We start from the raw sequence: 17,693 nt of genomic DNA, 5'->3' as shown, positions 1-17,693 counted from the left end.
CGATGACTCGCATTCCGACTGCGCCGATGCGCGAGTTCCCCGCATGGGCGGTGCTGCAACGCCGATTGTTCGACGAGATCGAGCACGCCTGGCGCCTCTTCGCCGACCGGTACTGCGAGCCCGACGGGCGCATCCGCTTCTCGCAGCAGCTCACGACTCGCGACGGCGTCGACGACTTCTACGAGCCGTTCTTCAACTGGCCCGCCTTCTACGCGATGGGCGGCAGCGACGACATCCTCGAGGCGGCCAAGCACCACTGGCGGGGGGTGACCGCGCAGATGACGGAGCAGGGCATGCTCACCGACGAGTTCGAGAACGGCTACGACTGGTTCCACCAGGGGGAGTCGCTCATCTTCTTCTACGCATTGTGCGCCGCCGACCCGGCCGATGACGAGTTCCGCGAGCGCGCCCGACGGTTCGCCGCGCTGTACCTCGATCCCACGAACGGTAACTACGACCCGTCGACGAACACCATCCGGGCCGCGCACAACGGCGCGCTCGGCGCGCTCGAGGGCGTCGACTGGGCGAACTATCCCGCGTCGCAGCTCAACATGAAGCCGTACGGCCTGCCGCTCGAGCACCTGCCGGGCATCGAGTCGTGGGACGATCTCGCCGATCCATCGAACGCGGCGGCGATGGGCGCGGCGATGCAGCGCAACGCGCAGGGCGATGCCGCGGTCAACCTCGCGGCCACGAGCCTCGTCGTGAACCACTGGCTGTACGACGGCGATCCCGAGGCATCGGCCTGGGTGCTGCGCTATGTCGACGGATGGCGGAGCCGGGCCCTGGCCAACGACGGGCTGCTGCCCGACAACGTGGGGCCCGACGGCACGGTCGGCGGCATGCACGACGGGCGCTGGTACGGCGGGCACTACGGCTGGACGTGGCCGCACGGCCTGCCGTCGGTCGGCATGGGGGCCGTGATCGGCGCGATCAACGCCGCCCTCGTGAGCGGCGACGACTCCTACCTCGACCTCGCACGCGCGCCGCTGGACGTGACGATGGAGCGTGCTGTCACCGGGTCGGTCGAGGCGACGCCGATGAGCCTGCGCGACAACTGGCTGAGCCGTCTCGGCGGTGACGCCGGCACCGAGGGGCGGCTCGTACCGCACCGGTACGGGCGCGACGGCTGGTTCGACTTCGGCCCGATGCCGCTCGACCTGCCGACGTGGCTCTGGTGGTTCTCGCGGGACGCGCGGGACTGGGCGCGCCTTCGCACGCTCATGTCGTGGCATCCCGAGTCGCCGACCGAGGTGAAGCCGTTCCGAGACAAGGCCGAAGCCGGGCATGAAGTGCCGTGGCTCAGCTACCTCGCGGGTGAGAACCACGACTACCCCGAGCGGGCGCTGTCGATGGCACTCGGGCAGGTCGCCCGACGGGTCGCACTCATCGAGGGGGAGGAGCCCGACCCCGACACCGTGCACATCCACTTCTGGCAGCGGGTCAATCCCGTCGTCACCGAGGTGCTCGGCCAGCTCATCACCGGTGCGCCGCAGGTGCTCTACAACGGCGGGCTTCCGCTCGCCGCGGTGAGCTACGACGACGCGGACCGCAACAGGCCGGGGCTGCCACCGGATGTCGCGGCGCTCGTCTCGTCGATCGACGGCGAGCGCATCACGCTCGAACTCGTGAACCTGTCGATGACCGCATCGCGCCGGGTCATCGTGCGACCCGGGCGGTTCGGAGAGCGCGACATCGCGAACGTCTGGGCGCGCGGCGAAGCGGGTGGTGTGTACCCCGGCAGCTCCGTGGTGACCACGTCGACCCCCGGCGCGCCGATCACGACCACGATTCGCGTCGACGCCCCCGAACTGCTCGTCGAGCTTCCCCCCGCGCATCGAGCGCTCCTCGTCATCGAGGTGACTCCAGAGATCAGGCCGGCACGCCATCACCGTCGCGCCTCGGAACCCAACACCGAACAGAGAAGGAAGCACCACCATGTCTGAAACGACCACGTCGACGGCGCCACGCATCGAGCTGCCGATCCGCGGCGGCGAGTGGCAGCGGCCCGACGCGGCCGAGCTCGAGGCCATGCAGGTCGTCGGTTCGGCGACCGCCTGCTCGAAGCTCCACGGTCTCGGCATCCGCCGGTCCTTCGTCGAAGGCCCCCGGCCGCTCGTACCCGGCCAGAAGGTCGTCGGCTCCGCGCTCACCCTGCAGTTCATGCCGCAGCGTGAAGACCTCGCGTCGGGTCTGGCCCAGGAGTACGTCGAACGCCACACCGCACTCTGGGCGGTCATGGAGACCGTGCAGCCCGGTGATGTGCTCGTGATCCAGGCGTACGGCAGCGCATTCTCCGGATGCATCGGCGACATCCTCGCCCGGTACTTCAAGCGCAAGGGGGGCGCCGGCATCGTGGTCGACGGCCGGATCAGGGACGCGGGCAGGATCCGTGAGCTCGGCATCCCCGTCTGGTCGACCGGTGCCACCCCGCACTACGCCTCGCAGAGCGAGCTGTTCCCCTGGGCGTACGACGTGCCGGTCGCCGTGGGCGGCGTGCTCTGCATGCCCGGCGACTTCGTCGTCGCCGACGACGACGGCCCCGTCGTGGTGCCGCAGGCGCTCGCCGGCGAGGTGCGCGAATCGGCCAGCGACCACCAGGAGTGGGAGGTGTTCAGCCGCCAGCGGCTCGACGAAGGCGCGCGCCTCAGCGACTACTACCCGCTGAACGAGGGCACCCGCGCGGAGTACGAGGCATGGCGCGCCGCCGCGGCATCGCGGCGGTGAGCTCCTCGGGCTGGCCGCTCGACGGTGTCGGCCTCGGTTGCGCGCCCATCGGAGACCTGTTCTCGAGCGTGACCGAGGCCGACGCCCAGGCGACGGTACAGGCGGCGCTCGATTCGGGCATCCGCTTCTTCGACACGGCGCCGCACTACGGCGCTGGACTCAGCGAGGCGCGGCTCGGCCGGGCCCTGCGGGGTGTGCCGCGCGCCGAGTACAGCGTGGCGACCAAGGTCGGCCGCCGGGTCGTCGACGAAGACGGGCGAGATGTCGCCCGAGGCGACGTCGGGGTCAGGACGGTGTCCGACCTGAGCGCCGACGCGGTGCTCCGCAGCCTCGATCAGACGCTCGCCAGAACCGGCCTCGACCGGGTCGACGTGCTGTACCTGCACGACCCCGAGGACGTCGATGCGGCGCTCGCCGGGGCGTTGCCCGCCATGGCCGCGCTCCGCGCCGAAGGCGTCGTCCGTGCGATCGGCGTCGGCATGAACGTGTCGGCCCCGCTTGCGCGGTTCGCTGCCGAGGCGGGGATCGACGTCGTGATGGAGGCGGGCCGGTACACGCTGCTCGACCCCTCCGCAGCACACGAGCTGTTCCCGGTCACCATCGAGCACGAGGTGGCCGTGATCGCAGCCGGCGTCTTCAACACCGGGATCCTGGCCGATCCGGTCGACGGCGCACCCTACGACTATCGGCCGGCTCCGCCCGAGGTCCTGCGCCGAGCGCGTGAGCTGCAGTCGCGGTGCGCGGCCCACGGGGTGCCGCTGTCGGCCGCCGCCGTGCAGTTCCCGCTCCGTCATGCCGCCGTCAGCGGTGTCGTCGTCGGCGCGCGCACGGCCGCCGAGGTGCGGTCGTTCGTCGCGGACATGGAGACCACGGTTCCCGACGAGCTGTGGTCGGAGATCGAGTGAACGACGACCCGCCCGCCGGCGCGTCGCCTGCGATCGTCGACGCCCACCTGCACCTCTGGGACACGGCGGCGTTCGAACTGCCGTGGCTGGCGAGCGTGCCGGAGCTCTCCGAGCGCTACACGGTGAGCGACTACCTCGCCGCCGTCGGTGAGGCACCGGTCGGTGCGGCCGTCGTCGTGCAGGCCGGCGACACCGCGGTCGAGGCGCGCTGGCTCTTCGACGTATTGAGCGGCGCCGACGCGCATCGGCTCGAGGCGGCGGCGGTCGTGCAGTTCGCCGCTGAGCGCGATGCGTGGCTCGGCAGGGTGCAGTCCGCGGTCGACGAGCGCGGCGTCCTTCCGCGCGGGGTGCGGCTTCCCGTGCACCGGCGCGGTGCCGAGTGGACCGCTCTCGAGGGCCTGCCGGCGCTGCTCGGGGCGGCCGAACAGCGGGGTCTCGTCGTGGAGGTGCTCTGCCGCCCCGATCAGGTGGCTGCGGTCGACGGGCTCGCCGCGCGTCATCCGGGCCTCGTCTTCGTGCTCGACCATCTCGGCATCGGGACATCCGACCCGGACTCGGCGTGGCGTTCGGCCCTTCGGACGCTCAGCGCCCGAGCCAACGTCGTCGCGAAGGTCTCGGGACTCTTCGCGGCCGGTGACGACGTCGTCGCCGGCGCGGAACGCGCCCGATCCGTGGTGCAGTCCGCACTGCAGGCGCTCGGGCCCGAGCGCATCATGTTCGGCAGCGACTGGCCGATGTCGTCGCGCATCGGACCGTACGTGGCCGTGCTCGAACGGACGCATGCAGCGCTCGGGTCGATGACGGCGCGTGACGCCGAGGCGGTCTGGTCGAGCACGGCGCGCGCGACGTACTCGTTGCATCAGTATCGATAACCGCTAATCTATTCTCGATCAGTATCGCTGGTCAGCACCACTTCGCCGACGACGTCGAAAGGATCACGCATGATCCCCGGATCTCGAGGATTCCGAAGAACACTTCCGATCGGGCTCGCAGCCGCAGTGACCGCGGCCCTGCTCACCCCGCTCTCCGCTGCCTCGGCAGCCGAGGCCACGACGCCATCCGCGCTCGAGATATTCGTGTCGCCGACCGGCTCCGATGACGGGGCGGGGACCGAAGCCTCGCCGTACGCGACGCTCGAGAAGGCCCAGGCGGTCATCCGCGAGACGAAGGCCGGAAGCGGGCTGCCCGATGGCGGCATCACCGTCACCCTCCGTGAGGGGGACTACGAACGCAGCGCCTCGTTCGAGCTGGGCGCCGACGATTCCGGCGAGGAGGGCTCGCCGATCGTCTATCGCGCCTACCCGGGCGAAGACGTGGCCCTGCACGGAGGCCGAGTGCTGAACGGCGACGACTTCGTGCCGGCCGGCACCGACGGCGCGGGGGCTCGTCTCGACGAGAGCGTCCGCTCCTCGGTGATGCAGTTCGACCTCGGCGCCGCGGGCATCGACGACCTCGGCGACATCCTGCAGACCGGCATGGGCCTGCCGCCCGGCGCGGAGCCGGCGGAGATCTTCTTCGACGGCGAGCCGATGACGATCGCCCGCTTCCCGAACGACGGAGCCTACGTCAAGGTCGGCACGGTGAGCGACCCGGGCGGGAACCCTCGGCAGGTGCTCGGCGGCAGTGCCACGAGCCGCCCGCTGCCCCCGATCTACGACGAGGGCGCGACGTTCGGCTATGCCGACGAGCGCCCCGAGAGCTGGGCGAGCACCGAAGGCGCCTGGATGTACGGGTACTGGTACTGGGATTGGGCGGACGGCAACGTCGAGATCGAGTCGGTCGATGCGGCCACCAACCAGATCACCACCAAGAACGCGTCCCATTACAGCGTGCGGGCCAACCAGCGGTACTACTACTACAACATCCCCGAAGAGCTCGACGTGCCCGGCGAGTACTACCTCGACCGTGCCGAGAACGTGCTCTACTTCCTCCCGCCGGCACCGATCGCGGGCACCACGGTCGCGCTCTCGCTGCTCACCGATCCGATCGTCCAGATCGACGGCGCGTCGCACGTCACCTTCAGCGGCATCCGCTTCGAGCACACCCGGGGCGACGGCATCCGCATCGCCTCCGGTGACCACAACCGGATCGTCGACTCCGTGATCGCGAACCTCGGCGGGTGGGGCGCCCGCATCGAGGCGGGCGTCGACAACGTCGTCCACCGCACCGAGATCGCCCGCACCGGACACGGCGGCGTCTTCGTCGGCGGCGGCGACCGGCCCACGCTGACCCGCGCCGACAACGCGGTCACCGAGAGCACCATCCACGACTTCAGCCGGCTCGCGCTCACCTACAACCCGGGCGTCATGCTGAGCGGCGTGGGCAACACCGCGGCCGACAACCACATCTTCAACGCACCGCATCAGGCGATCGCCTTCGAGGGCAACGATCACATGATCGAGTACAACGAGGTCCACGACGTGGTGCAGGACTCGGCCGACTCCGGCGCGATCTACTCCGTGCGCGACTGGAGCTGGACCGGCACGGTGATCCGGTACAACTACCTCCACGACATCGGCGGTGCCGGTGCACCGGGCAACGACCAGGACGGCATCTACCTCGACGACCTCACGTCGGGCATCACGGTCGTCGGCAACGTGCTCGTGAACGTGCCCCGCGCCTTCCTCATCGGCGGCGGCCGCTCGAACATCATCGAGAACAACCTCGTCGTCAACAGCGTGCACGGGCTGCAGCTCGACTCACGCGGCACCGGCTGGGCGTCGTACCACTGCGCACCCGGCGGCGGGATGCAGAAGTCGCTCGAGAAGATGCCGTACCAGCAGGAGCCCTGGGCGAGTCGCTATCCCTGGCTCGTCGGCCTCCTCGGCGACGAACCGTGCATCCCCAAGGACAACTCGGTGCAGCGCAACGTGTTCAAGGACAGCGCTGAGCTGAACATCGCCGGGGAGGCGGCGTCGAACGGTACGGTCGCCGACAACTGGGTCACGACCGATGACCTCCGCTTCGTCAACCAGGCCGACGGCGACCTCACGCTCTCGCCCGACTCGCCCGTCTTCGCACAGGTGCCCGGCTTCGAAGCGCTGCCGTTCGAGCGGATGCGGAAGTCCACCCAGGAGCCGCTCGACATCGGGCTCACCGGCTGGTCGGGCACCGGGCATCCGAGCACCGCGCAGGTGCACAGCGGCACCGCCAGTCACGCGGTGGTCGCGGATCGCGAGATCCTGACGCACCACACCGAGCCGAAGTCGGCCGGCACGGTCGCCGCGTGGTTCTGGGACGATGCCGCCGACACCTCGATGCAGGTCGCTGCGAACGCCGCGGCCGGCGACAACGGGTTCCGTGCGCTCGGCGTCGCGACCGCGGTCTCGACGACGAACTACGTGTACCGAACCGGTGCGAACTTCGTCGCGACGCCGGTGCCGCGTTCGACCGGCTGGCACCGGTTCGAGTGGGTGTACGCCGCCGACGACGCCCTCGAGCTGAAGATCGACGGCACGACGGTGGCGACGGATGCCTCGAGCCCTGCGTTCGACCGGATTCAGCTGGGCGACTGGTGGGCCGACAACCGCACCGGGGCGGTGTACTTCGACGACGTGAGCATCACGGTCGACGAGCAGGCGCCCGCGGTGACCGTGGCGGCCGATCCCGCCGAGCCGAACGGCGCGAACGGCTGGTACACCGGCCCCGTGACCGTGAACGTCGCCGCGACCGACGACCTCGATCCGGCGCCGGTCATCGAGGCCAACATCGACGGTGCAGGCTGGACGACCGCCACCGGCCCGCTCTCCATCGAGGCGGACGGCACGCACGAGGTGCTGGTCAGGGCCGCGGATGCGAGCGGCAACGTGTCGGACGAGGTGTCGCTCGCGATCAAGATCGACGCAGCTGCGCCGGCGGTCGCGGCAGAGCTCGTGCGGCGTCCGACCCGTCTGGCGATCTCCGCGACCGATGACGTCGCGGGGGTCTCCGGCATCGAGTACCGGTACGTCCTGCAACTCGGCGATCGGACGATCGCCGGCGACTGGCGGGCGTACGACGAGCCGATCATCGCCGGAGCCGGACTCCTCGTGAAGGTCGAGTACCGGGCGACGGATGCCGCGGGCAATGTGAGCGCCGCGCAGGTGTATCGCGACTGATCGCATCCCGAGGACGCGAACGGGCCCCCGCGAGGCGGGGGCCCGTTCGTTCTGCGGTGGCCGGGAGGAGCCGTCGACTCACTCAGCGCGTGCTGCGGCGATCGCCCGGTTCATCGCGGGGCCGATCGGGTGTTCCGGGTGCGTCGCGAGGCCCATGGCGTGGGCGACGAAGAGGTCGGACGCCTCGTCGGGATCGCCGCCGTCGAGGGAGGCGATGAGTCCCCGATGGGTCTCGGCGACGACGCGCCAGTCGCCGTCGTACCCGGGGTCGGAGAGGACGTGCATGGAACGGAGGCTCGGCTCGAGGATGTCCCACATGCGCGGGAGGTAGACGTTGCCGCTGGCCTCGATGACGGCACGGTGGAACTCGAAGTCGGTCTCGCGGAACGCCGCGATGTCGTGCCGCTCGGCGGCGTCGTGCATCGAGTCCACGATGGCAGTCAGGCGAGCGCGGGTGGTGTCGTCGATGCGGCCGTGCGCGACCCGCGCGGCCATGCCCTCGAGGGCCATGCGCCCGATGCGCGCGTCGTCGGCTTCGCGCTTGGAGAACTCCGTCACGAAGCTGCCGTGATGGCGGATGTGCGTGACGAGCCCGTCGTGGGTGAGGCGCTTCAACGCTTCGCGCACCGGTGCCTGGCTCACGCTCAGACGGCGGGCGAGTTGGGACTCGACGACCTGTTCGCCCGGTTTCAGCGTCGAGTCCTTGATCATCGCGCGTACGAGGTCGTAGATGCGGTCGGAGAGCAGACCTCGATCGAAGTCGATTGGCATCTCGGATGATTCTGGCACATCCATAGCTTATCGCTCATCGAGAATCGGTAGGCGAGGCTGGACGACGACCTCGAAAACCGGGCCGCGGTCTCGGATGGCACACAGTAACGCGAGATCGTCCAGCCCGGCCAGCGGTATCGACATGTCGTGCGGGCGCGGTGCTCGATACGCTCGTGCCCGACTCGGCGAGGGAGGCGGAGATGACCGTGCATGGTTCGGACCGGCGGCGACCCGATGGGGTGGCGATCGAGCTCGCCTCCGACGACGGTCGGGTCGCCGCGGTCGTCTCGAAGCTGGCCGGATCGCTCCGGTCGCTCGTCGTCGACGGCGTCGCGATCGTCGAACCCACGGTCGAGGCATCAGCGCCGCCCGGAGCCGCCGGTGCGCTCCTCGCGCCCTGGCCCAACCGCGTCGACCGGGCGACCTGGCAGCACGAGGGGGAGCTGCAGCACCTCGAGGCGACCGAGCCCGAGCTCGGCCACGCCCTCCACGGGCTGCTCCTGGCGCGCGAACTCGAGGTCGTCGCCGCGACCAACTCGTGGGTCGAGCTGCGTGCGCGACTCGGAGGAGAGCAGGGTTACCCCTTCGCGATCGAGGTGACGGTGCGGTACTCGCTCCGCGCCGACGGCCTCGACGTGGAGATCACCGCGCTCAACCGGGGGAGCGTCAGGGCGCCGTTCGCCGCCGGCTCCCACCCGTACCTGCGCGTCGGGGAGGTGCCCGTCGACGAGCTCTCGGTGCAGGTCGACGCCGACACCGAGCTGCTGCTCGACGAGCGGTACATCCCGATCGACCGCCGGGCCGTCGCGGGGACCGCCTCCGACCTGCGGGCGGGTACGCCGGTGCCCGTCGCTCCTCGTCATGCGGCGTTCGCCATGACGGGCGTGCCCCGCCCGCTCGTGCACGCACTCGAGGCGCCCGACGGCACGCGCGTCGAACTGCACGCCGATCCCGCCTTCCGGTTCACCTGGATCTACCTCGCCGAGGCGCTCGAGACCGACGAGGGCCCGCGGCGCGCGCTCGCGATCGAGCCCATGTCGGCACCCGCGAACGCGCTGCGCACCGGCGAGGGCCTCGCGTGGATCGAACCGGGAGCGGAGTGGTCCGCCGCGTTCTCGATCCGGCTCGTTCAGGCGTCGCGGGACCGGTAGGCGCTCGGGCTCATGCCATGGTGCCTGCGGAAGTGCCGGGAGAAGTAGAACGCGTCGTCGTAGCCGACCTCGCGGGCGATCTCCCCGACGAGGGCGTCGGTGCCGTCGAGCAGCTGCCGGGCACGCGCCATCCGCAACGCCGTGTGGTGGGCGAGCACGCCACCGCCCGTCGCCCTGCGGAACAGCGCGCTGAGATGCGACGGCGACACCCCGACGAGCCCGGCCAGCTCGGGCACCCTGACCGCGGAGTCGAGCCGCTCGGCGAGGAAGGCCATCGCCCGCTGCAGCGGGTCGCCCGTGGTCGGCAGCACCCGATCGACGCCGATCTGGGTGAGCAGCTTCCACGCTGCGCCCGAGGCGGCCACGAGCCGCGCGGGGGACTGGTCGCGTTCGAGCCCCGACATGATCTCGTCGAGGAGCGCGACGGCCCGCTCGATCGAGCGCACCGGCACGATCGGCCGGTCGACGGAGACCTCCATGAAGTCGACGAGTTCAGCGGCATCCGTCCCGGTGAGGTGGCACCACCAGATCGTCCATGGGTGCGCGGCATCGGTGCCGTAGGAATGCGGCGCGCCCGCCGGGATCACGAGCGCGTTGCGTGCCGTCACCCGGTGCACGGCGCCGCCGATGCGCACCCACCCCGTGCCAGCGGTGCAGAGGATGACGACGGTCTCGGGCGTGCCGCGAGGCCGATTGATGCCGTGATCTCGGGCCTCGGGATAGTAGCCGACGTCGGTGACGAGCAATCTTCGCGTCACCGGACGCGTGAGCGCCTCGTGCGCGGCGGGCCTCGGCACGATGAACAGTCGCTGGTTCGAGAAGCCCTCTGGGATCGGCACGCGACCAGTCTGGTGCAGAACCATCGAATCGTCCATGCCGGGCGGTGCTTCGGGCATTTCGCGACGCTCGATGCGCGGCTTGGATGGAGTGCGTGAGCGATGACCGACTGATCCTTCCCGACCCGCCAGCCTCACTCCGGGCGCGCCTCGCCGACGGCGACGCCGTGGCGTGGCGCGAACCCGTGACCATGCGCACCTACGAACCGGGGGAGCCCGACCGCTACCCGATGTTCCTCGATCGCCGGGTCTACCAGGGCTCGAGCGGGCGCGTCTACCCGATCCCGTTCATCGACAGCGTCAGCACCGAGGGCGCCGCACGCAGCTGGGACGCCATCCACCTCGAGAACCGGTGGATCCGGCTGATGATCCTGCCCGAACTCGGCGGGCGCATCCACGTCGGCTACGACAAGGTCGCGGGCTACGACTTCTTCTACCGCAACAACGTGATCAAGCCCGCCCTCGTCGGGCTCGCCGGCCCGTGGATCTCGGGCGGCGTGGAGTTCAACTGGCCGCAGCACCACCGCCCGGCCACGTTCCTGCCGGTCGAGACCGCCATCGAGACCGACGACGCCGGCACCGTCACGGTGTGGTGCTCCGACCACGACCCGTTCACGCGCATGAAGGGTATGCACGGCGTGCGCCTGCGTCCCGACTCCACGGTCATCGAACTCGTGGGGCGCGTGCACAACCGCACCGACGAGCCGCACACCTTCCACTGGTGGGCGAACGTCGCCGCCCGCGTGCACGACGACTACCAGGCGTTCTTCCCGACCGACGTGAACTACGTCGCCGACCACGCCCGCCGTGCGATCACGGCGTTCCCGGCGGCCGACCGGCCCTACTACGGCGTCGACTACCCGTCGCGCTCGGCGACCGGCGGCGACCGGCTCGACTTCTTCCGCAACATCCACGTGCCGACCTCGTACATGGTCACCGACACCGACGACGACTTCTTCGGCGGCTACGACCATCGCGCGGGCGCCGGGTTCGTGCACGTGGCCGACCGCCACGTCGCGCCGGGCAAGAAGCTCTGGACCTGGGGCGACGCCGAGTTCGGGCGGGCCTGGGACCGGCAGCTCACCGACGACGACGGGCCCTACATCGAGCTCATGGCCGGCGTCTACACCGACAACCAGCCCGACTTCGCGTGGCTCGAGCCCGGCGAGACGAAGACCTTCACGCAGTACTGGTACCCGATCCAGGGCACCGGCACCGTGCAGCAGGCGACGACGGATGCCGCGGTGCACCTCGAGGTGGCCGGCGGTGTCGCCGAGCTCGCGGTCGGCGTCACGGGCGTGCGGCCGAAGACGCGGGTCACGGTCGCGGTGGACGACCGGCTCGTGTTCGACGAGGTCGCCGACCTGGCGCCGGGCGCGCCATTCACCGCGAGCGTGCCCACTGGGGCCGCCGCGCCCCACGACGTCGAGGTGCGCGTGGAGCAGGGCGGCGCGGTGCTCGTGAGCTGGCGGCCGCGGCCGGAGACGACGGGGGCGCTGCCGTGGACGGCCGCCGAGCCGCTTCGGCCCGAGCAGATCGACAGCGTCGACGAGCTGTACTTCACGGGCGTGCACCTCGAGCAGTTCCGGCATCCGACCCGCTCGCCGCTGCCGTACTGGCGGGAGGCGCTGCGCCGCGACCCCGGCGACTCGCGCTGCAACCTGGCGCTCGCCCGCGACGCCTACGGCCGCGGCGAGTACGCCGCCGCCGAAACGCACGCACGCCGGGCGCTCGAGCGCATCACCGTGCGCAACGCGAACCCGCGCGACGGTGAGACGTCGTACCTGCTGGGCCTCGTGCTGGCGCGCACGGGCCGCCCGATCGAAGCGTACGACGCGTTCGCGAAGGCGGCGTGGGATGCCCGCTGGTCGGCCGCCGCATCGGTGCAGCTCGGCCGCATCGACGCGCAGGCGGGCCGTTGGCGACCGGCACTCGAGCGAGCGGATGCCTCGCTGTCGGCGCGTCCCGATGACTCTCGGGCCCGCTCGCTGCAGGTGGTCGCGCTGCGTGCGCTCGATCGTCACGACGAGGGGGAGTCGGCGCTCGCGGCGTGGCTCGCCGACGACCCGCTCGACCAGATCGCGCTCACGCTCGCGGGTCGCCCCGGCGCGACCGACCCGCGCACGGCGCTCGACGTCGCCCTCGAGCTCGGCGCGGCCGGCGACCGTGTCGGTGCGCTCGCCGCGCTCGATCGCGCCGCCGACGCCCCCGCCACGGCGGCAGGCAACGTCGGGCCGCTCGCCCACTACCACCGGGCAGTGCTGCTCGCCGAGCTCGGCCGCGAGCCGGACGCGCGCTCGGCGCGCGAGGCCGCGCGCACGGTGGATGCCACCCGGTGCTTCCCGTCGGGGCTCGACGACCACGACGCGCTGCGCGCTGCACTCGCCGCAGACCCGGGCGACACTCGCGCGGCCGCGCTGCTCGCGCTGCTCCTCGTCGACCGGGCCCGCGAAGCCGAGGCGCTGGAGCTCTGGACGGCCGCGATCGCCGCAGGCCTGCAGGACGCGGTCGCGTTCCGCACCGCGGCGATCACGACGTTCAACCTCACGGGCGACGCCGAGCAGGCGCTCGACTGGTACGACCGAGCGCTCGCGCTCGACCCGAGCGCACGGCTGCTGTACGAGCGCGACCAGTTGCTCGCGCGCATGGATGCCGCACCCGATGTGCGCCTCGCGGCCCTCGACGGCCGGCGCGAACAGGTGCTGCGGCGAGACGACCTCACGGTGAGCTGGTGCCGACTGCTCGCCCGCTCCGGCCGGGCGCTCGAGGCGCTCGAGATCATGTCCACCCGGCCGTTCGCGCCGTGGGAGGGCGGCGAAGGGCAGACGATCGCCGCATGGGAGGAGCTCGCGCTCGCGCTGAGCGATGCCGCACGCGAGGGCGGCGACCTCGACGCGGCCGCGTCCTTCGCGCGCCGGGCCATCGAGCTGCCGTCCTCGCTCGGCGAGGTGCGGCATCCGCTCACCGACACCCGCGCGCTGCACGAGCGGCTCGCCGCGCTCCTCGACGAACTCGGCCGTCGTGACGAGGCGGCCGAGGTGCGGGCGAGCGCCGTGGTGAGCGAGGTGGCGCCGGTCGCGGCATCCCTCGACGACGACGAGGTCGACTACTTCGCGACCTCGCTGCCCGACCTGCTGCTGTTCGCCCGTGCGCCGAGGGCCGACGGCGGCGGCACCGCCGGGTGAGGCTCCGGGCGCCGTCGGGTCAGTCGCGGACTCGCGCGCCCGACCACGCCGTCAACGCCCGGGCGAGCGACCGCAGCTGCTCCGCGGCGAAGTGGTCGGCCTCCCAGGCGGCGTAGATCGGCATCCTCACGCGATTCCCCTCCGAGGTGAAGGGGCGCCCGACGAGTCCGAACTGCGCTCCGACGACATCGATGCAGACACCCGCTCCGGTCGCGGCCAGCGCCATCGCGAGATCGGAGGACGACGGCTCGGCGACGATCGTGATCCGGTCCCGCACCGGCCACAGCGCGCGATCGACGACTTGCCTGAGGCCCGAGCCTGAGGCGAGCACGATGATCGATTCGCCGGCCAGGTCGCTCGCGTCGACCGAGTCCGACGCGGCGAGCGGATGCCCCGGCGTCACGTGGATCTGGACGGGTGCCGAGTCGATCAGCTCGGATTCGAGGCCGAGTGGCGGCGGCAGCGTGTTCACCGCCAGGTCGGCGCTGCGGCTGACGACGTGGTCGTAGACGCGCACCGCGAGGTCGATCTCGGTGCCCGAGATCGGGCCGGCGGTCTCGGCGACGAACGGGGAGATCACTCCTCGCACCGTGGCCTCCGGGCAGGCCACGCGGAACGTCAGCGGCGCGTCGGTCGCGACCTGCTCGACCGCACGCTGCACGCCTTCGGCGCGATCGATGAGCGCCTGCACGAGCGGCAGCAGCGTGAGGCCGGCGGAGCTCAGTCGTACGCCGGTCGTGGTGCGATCGAACAGCCGTGTGTCGAGGCTTCGCTCGAGCTGCTGCATCTGGCGCGAGAGGGCCGGTTGCGTGAGGCGCAGCCTCTCGGCGGCTCGGGTCACCGATCCGGCTTCGACGACGGCGAGGAAATGCGCCAACAGGCGGAGGTCGGGGAGGGTATGCGCGTTCAACATGGATATCCAAAGAAAGTGTCATTCGACAGCATAGGCCGCGACTGATGTGATTGGTGGCACCCGGGCCGCAGGTGCCCCATTCCCAGGGAGACACCATGTCATCGTCGACACGGTCGACTGAGATCAAGACCGCCGCCGCCACCTTCGTCGGAACGGCGATCGAGTGGTACGACTTCTTTCTGTTCGGCACGGCGGCAGCGCTCGTCTTCGGGCCAGTCTTCTTCCCCGAGGCGTCCCCGACCGTCGGTCTCCTCGCCGCATTCGCCACGTTCTGGGTCGGCTTCATCGCCCGGCCGATCGGCGGGCTCATCTTCGGTCACCTCGGCGACCGCTTCGGTCGCCGAGGCACCCTCGTCGCGACGCTGCTGCTCACGGGAATCGCCACGACGCTGATCGGCGTGCTGCCCGGCTACGCGACCATCGGCGTCTGGGCGCCGGTGCTGCTCGTCGTACTGCGGGCGCTGCAGGGCCTCGGCCTCGGCGGGGAATGGGGCGGCGCGGTGACCCTCGCGACCGAGAACGCCCCCGAACGACGACGCGGCCTCGCCGGCATGTGGGTGCAGCAGGGCTCGCCCGCCGGATCGATCCTCGCCACGCTCGCCTTCCTCCTCGTCAGCGGCCTGCCCGACGAGGAGTTCATGGCGTGGGGATGGCGCGTGCCCTTCCTCTTCTCGGCCGTGCTCGTGCTCGTCGCACTCGTCGTGCGGTTGAGCCTCGAGGAGACCGCCGCGTTCACCGAGCTCAAGAAGTCCGCCGCCGTGGTGAAGGCGCCGATCGTCGAGGTCTTCAAGATCGCTCCGGCGTCGATCTTCCTCGGCATGGGCGCGAGCGCCATCGGCATCGCGATCGCGTACTTCAACAACACCTTCACGCTGTCGTGGACGACCGGCGTCCTCGAGGTGCCGCGACCGACTGTGCTCAACATCCTGCTCGTGATCGCGATCCTGCAGTTCATCGTGCAGCCGCTGGCGGCGCTCGTCGCGCATCGCATCGGCATCAGCCGGCTCATGCTCATCACCCTGACCGGCAGCCTCGTGGTGACGATTCCGACCTACCTGCTGATCAGCACCGGCGACCCCGGAGCGATCACGTTCGGCCTCGCACTGACCACCGTGATGACCGCCTCGTACTTCGCCGTGCTCGCGGGCTTCCTCGCCGGGGCGTTCCCCTCGAAGGTTCGGTACACCGGCCTGTCGATCTCCTACCAGCTCTGCGCCACCATCGTCGGCGGTGCGACACCGCTCGTCGCCCAGACGCTGCTCACGGCCTTCGGCAACGAGATCTGGGGCGTCGCCGCCTACCAGATCGTGCTCATCGCCATCAGCATCGTCTGCACCGCCGCACTGGCCAAGCGCCTGCGCAGGAAGCCCCAGACAGCTGCGCCGTCCGCACCGGATGACGCGGTCGAGCCCGTCGTCGCAGCGTCGGTGTGAACGACGGGAAGTGAATCGATGGAGGTCGACATGAGGCAGAGCCCGGTGCTGTACCGAGCCGGAACGATCATCAGCCAGGACGGCACCCGGCCCGAGGCGCTCGCCGTGGCCGGGGACCGGATCAGCGCGAGCGGCACCTTCGCTGAACTGAGCGATCGGTACCCGGACGCCGAGGTCGTCGATCTCGGGGATGCGGTCGTCGTGCCGGGGTTCAACGACGCGCACGCGCACCTCGCCGACACCGTCCAGTCCCGTCTCGACCTGGACGTCTCGCCCGCGAGCGTCGTCGGCGCCGAAGGGCTGCTCGATGCGGTCCGCGACCGCGCGGCGTCGCGCCGGGGATGGGTGCTCGCCGGCAACTACGACGACTCGGTGACCGGTCGGATCGATCGGGCCATGCTCGATACCGCGGCGCCGGCGACGCCCGTGATCGTGCGGCACGTATCGGCCCACTGGGCCGTGCTCAACAGCCGCGCGCTCGAGGAACTCGGCGTCGCCGAGGACGAGCCTGACATCGCGGGCGGAAGCTACGGGCGCGACGCGCACGGGCGACTCGACGGTCGCGTCTACGAGCGCGCGCTCCTCGGTCGGTACGTCAGCCGGCCGGGCGACGCGCTCGCGCCGTTGCCGGCGCCGGAGCCCGCCGACGTCATGGCCGAGTATGCGCGGGTCACGGCCGAATGGAACGCCGTCGGCATCACCTCGACGTGCGACGCGTTCGTCGGGCCTCAGCAGCTCGAGATCCACTCGATGGCCAGGGCGCAGGGCGGCCGCGGCATCCGCGTGGCCATGCTCCTCGCTGCGGAGCGGTACGAAGAGTACCGGGCGCTCGGGCTCGGGACCGACTTCGGCGACGAATGGCTGCGCGTCGCGGGAGTCAAGGCGTTCGTCGACGGTGCGATCGGCGGGCGGACGTGCCGCGTCTCCGAGCCGTTCGTCGGCACGCACGACCACGGCATGCTGATCAGCACGCAGGAGGAGCTCGACGCACTGGTCGGGCGCGTGCACGGCGACGGCAACCGGCTCGCGATCCACGCAAACGGCGATGTCGCGATCCGGATGCTGCTGCAGGCATACGAGACCGCAGCGCGCACCGTGCAGACCGGCGTGCGCCACCGCATCGAGCACTGCAGCATCGTCGACGACGAGATCATCGCGCGGATCGCCGGGCTCGGGCTGACGGTCGTGCCGTTCTCGGCGTACGCGCGCTTCTACGGCGGACGGTTGGAGGAGTGGTACGGCGCGGACCGGGTCGAGCGGCTGTTCGCGCACCGGGCGTTCCTCGATGCCGGGGTGCCCGTCGCCGCATCGACCGACCACCCGGCGAGCCCGATCCAGCCGCTCGGCGCGATCCAGTCGATGGTGACGCGAAGGGGGGTCGACGGTGCGCGGGTCGGGGGATCCCAGGCGATCACCGTCGAGGAGGCGATCGGCGTCTACACGACCGGTTCAGCGACGGCGACGGGCGAAGAGGCGCGCAAGGGGCGCCTGGCACCCGGATTCCTCGCGGACTTCGTGGCGCTCGGCGCCGACCCACGTCGGGCGGACCCCGAGGGGATCTCCGAGATCCCGGTGCGGGCGACGTTCACCGGCGGGAAGCTCGTGCACGGCGGGGCGTGACACGGGCACTGCTCCGGGGCGGGGCGTCGGGGACGCGCCCGCTCCGGAGCATCCG

At 71.1% G+C, this 17,693-nt stretch carries 12 protein-coding genes; 9 read left to right on the top strand and 3 right to left on the bottom strand.

Going from position 1 to position 17,693, the window contains the following annotated elements:
* Window positions 1-2 precede the first annotated feature (2 nt).
* From ASE14_RS15715 to ASE14_RS15695, 5 genes are all read left to right on the top strand, one after another.
* Entirely contained in the window at window positions 3-1,946 is a 1,944-nt protein-coding gene (locus ASE14_RS15715; RefSeq protein ID WP_056657116.1) for a hypothetical protein, read from the top strand.
* Window positions 1,939-2,727 carry a dimethylmenaquinone methyltransferase gene (locus ASE14_RS15710; RefSeq protein ID WP_056657113.1) on the top strand — a complete coding sequence of 263 codons (789 nt, stop codon included), beginning with the start codon at window positions 1,939-1,941 and terminating at the stop codon, window positions 2,725-2,727. Before ASE14_RS15715 ends, ASE14_RS15710 begins: the two co-directional genes overlap by 8 nt.
* A complete protein-coding gene (locus ASE14_RS15705) occupies window positions 2,697-3,632 on the top strand; it encodes an aldo/keto reductase (protein WP_056657110.1) in 936 nt (311 codons plus the stop codon). The genes ASE14_RS15710 and ASE14_RS15705 overlap by 31 nt, the downstream gene beginning before the upstream one ends.
* Window positions 3,629-4,504 (top strand): amidohydrolase, encoded by an 876-nt coding sequence (locus ASE14_RS15700; RefSeq protein ID WP_056657107.1) that lies wholly within the window; start codon window positions 3,629-3,631, stop codon window positions 4,502-4,504. Before ASE14_RS15705 ends, ASE14_RS15700 begins: the two co-directional genes overlap by 4 nt.
* Window positions 4,505-4,573: 69 nt before the next feature.
* Window positions 4,574-7,729 carry a right-handed parallel beta-helix repeat-containing protein gene (locus tag ASE14_RS15695; RefSeq protein WP_082600960.1) on the top strand — a complete coding sequence of 1,052 codons (3,156 nt, stop codon included), beginning with the start codon at window positions 4,574-4,576 and terminating at the stop codon, window positions 7,727-7,729.
* A gap of 78 nt (window positions 7,730-7,807) precedes the next feature.
* Here ASE14_RS15695 and ASE14_RS15690 read toward each other — a convergent pair whose 3' ends face one another.
* Entirely contained in the window at window positions 7,808-8,500 is a 693-nt protein-coding gene (locus tag ASE14_RS15690; RefSeq protein WP_082600993.1) for a GntR family transcriptional regulator, read from the bottom strand.
* 200 nt (window positions 8,501-8,700) lie between these two features.
* On the opposite strand from ASE14_RS15690, the gene ASE14_RS15685 reads away from it, so the two are divergent.
* Window positions 8,701-9,651 carry an aldose epimerase gene (locus ASE14_RS15685; RefSeq protein WP_157373045.1) on the top strand — a complete coding sequence of 317 codons (951 nt, stop codon included), beginning with the start codon at window positions 8,701-8,703 and terminating at the stop codon, window positions 9,649-9,651.
* Here the strand turns inward: ASE14_RS15685 and ASE14_RS15680 are convergent.
* Window positions 9,630-10,547 (bottom strand): AraC family transcriptional regulator, encoded by a 918-nt coding sequence (locus tag ASE14_RS15680; protein ID WP_235511436.1) that lies wholly within the window; start codon window positions 10,545-10,547, stop codon window positions 9,630-9,632. The genes ASE14_RS15685 and ASE14_RS15680 overlap by 22 nt on opposite strands.
* Before the next feature lie 35 nt (window positions 10,548-10,582).
* Between ASE14_RS15680 and ASE14_RS15675 the strand changes: the two genes are divergently transcribed.
* The gene (locus ASE14_RS15675) at window positions 10,583-13,672 is read left to right on the top strand and encodes a DUF5107 domain-containing protein (RefSeq protein ID WP_162257757.1); all 3,090 of its coding nucleotides are present in this window, start codon (window positions 10,583-10,585) and stop codon (window positions 13,670-13,672) included.
* Between the two features lie 19 nt (window positions 13,673-13,691).
* Here ASE14_RS15675 and ASE14_RS15670 read toward each other — a convergent pair whose 3' ends face one another.
* Window positions 13,692-14,585 carry a LysR family transcriptional regulator gene (locus ASE14_RS15670; protein WP_056657095.1) on the bottom strand — a complete coding sequence of 298 codons (894 nt, stop codon included), beginning with the start codon at window positions 14,583-14,585 and terminating at the stop codon, window positions 13,692-13,694.
* A 95-nt stretch (window positions 14,586-14,680) separates the two neighbouring features.
* Between ASE14_RS15670 and ASE14_RS15665 the strand changes: the two genes are divergently transcribed.
* Complete coding sequence (locus ASE14_RS15665; protein ID WP_056657092.1) at window positions 14,681-16,018, top strand: MFS transporter; 1,338 nt, start codon at window positions 14,681-14,683, stop codon at window positions 16,016-16,018.
* A gap of 30 nt (window positions 16,019-16,048) precedes the next feature.
* The gene (locus ASE14_RS15660; RefSeq protein ID WP_162257756.1) at window positions 16,049-17,638 is read left to right on the top strand and encodes an amidohydrolase; all 1,590 of its coding nucleotides are present in this window, start codon (window positions 16,049-16,051) and stop codon (window positions 17,636-17,638) included.
* Window positions 17,639-17,693: the final 55 nt, after the last annotated feature.

The sequence above is a fragment of the Agromyces sp. Root81 genome (assembly GCF_001429165.1).
Lineage (GTDB): Bacteria > Actinomycetota > Actinomycetes > Actinomycetales > Microbacteriaceae > Agromyces.
This window is presented reverse-complemented; position numbering and strand designations above follow the sequence as displayed.

Coding starts and splice junctions, on each gene's coding strand:
- ASE14_RS15715 (WP_056657116.1), top strand. CDS start 3: ATGACTCGCATTCCGACTGCGCCGATGCGCGAGTTCCCCGCATGGGCG.
- ASE14_RS15710 (WP_056657113.1), top strand. CDS start 1,939: ATGTCTGAAACGACCACGTCGACGGCGCCACGCATCGAGCTGCCGATC.
- ASE14_RS15705 (WP_056657110.1), top strand. CDS start 2,697: ATGGCGCGCCGCCGCGGCATCGCGGCGGTGAGCTCCTCGGGCTGGCCG.
- ASE14_RS15695 (WP_082600960.1), top strand. CDS start 4,574: ATGATCCCCGGATCTCGAGGATTCCGAAGAACACTTCCGATCGGGCTC.
- ASE14_RS15690 (WP_082600993.1), bottom strand. CDS start 8,500: ATGCCAATCGACTTCGATCGAGGTCTGCTCTCCGACCGCATCTACGAC.
- ASE14_RS15685 (WP_157373045.1), top strand. CDS start 8,701: ATGACCGTGCATGGTTCGGACCGGCGGCGACCCGATGGGGTGGCGATC.
- ASE14_RS15680 (WP_235511436.1), bottom strand. CDS start 10,547: ATGCCCGAAGCACCGCCCGGCATGGACGATTCGATGGTTCTGCACCAG.
- ASE14_RS15670 (WP_056657095.1), bottom strand. CDS start 14,585: ATGTTGAACGCGCATACCCTCCCCGACCTCCGCCTGTTGGCGCATTTC.
- ASE14_RS15665 (WP_056657092.1), top strand. CDS start 14,681: ATGTCATCGTCGACACGGTCGACTGAGATCAAGACCGCCGCCGCCACC.
- ASE14_RS15660 (WP_162257756.1), top strand. CDS start 16,049: ATGAGGCAGAGCCCGGTGCTGTACCGAGCCGGAACGATCATCAGCCAG.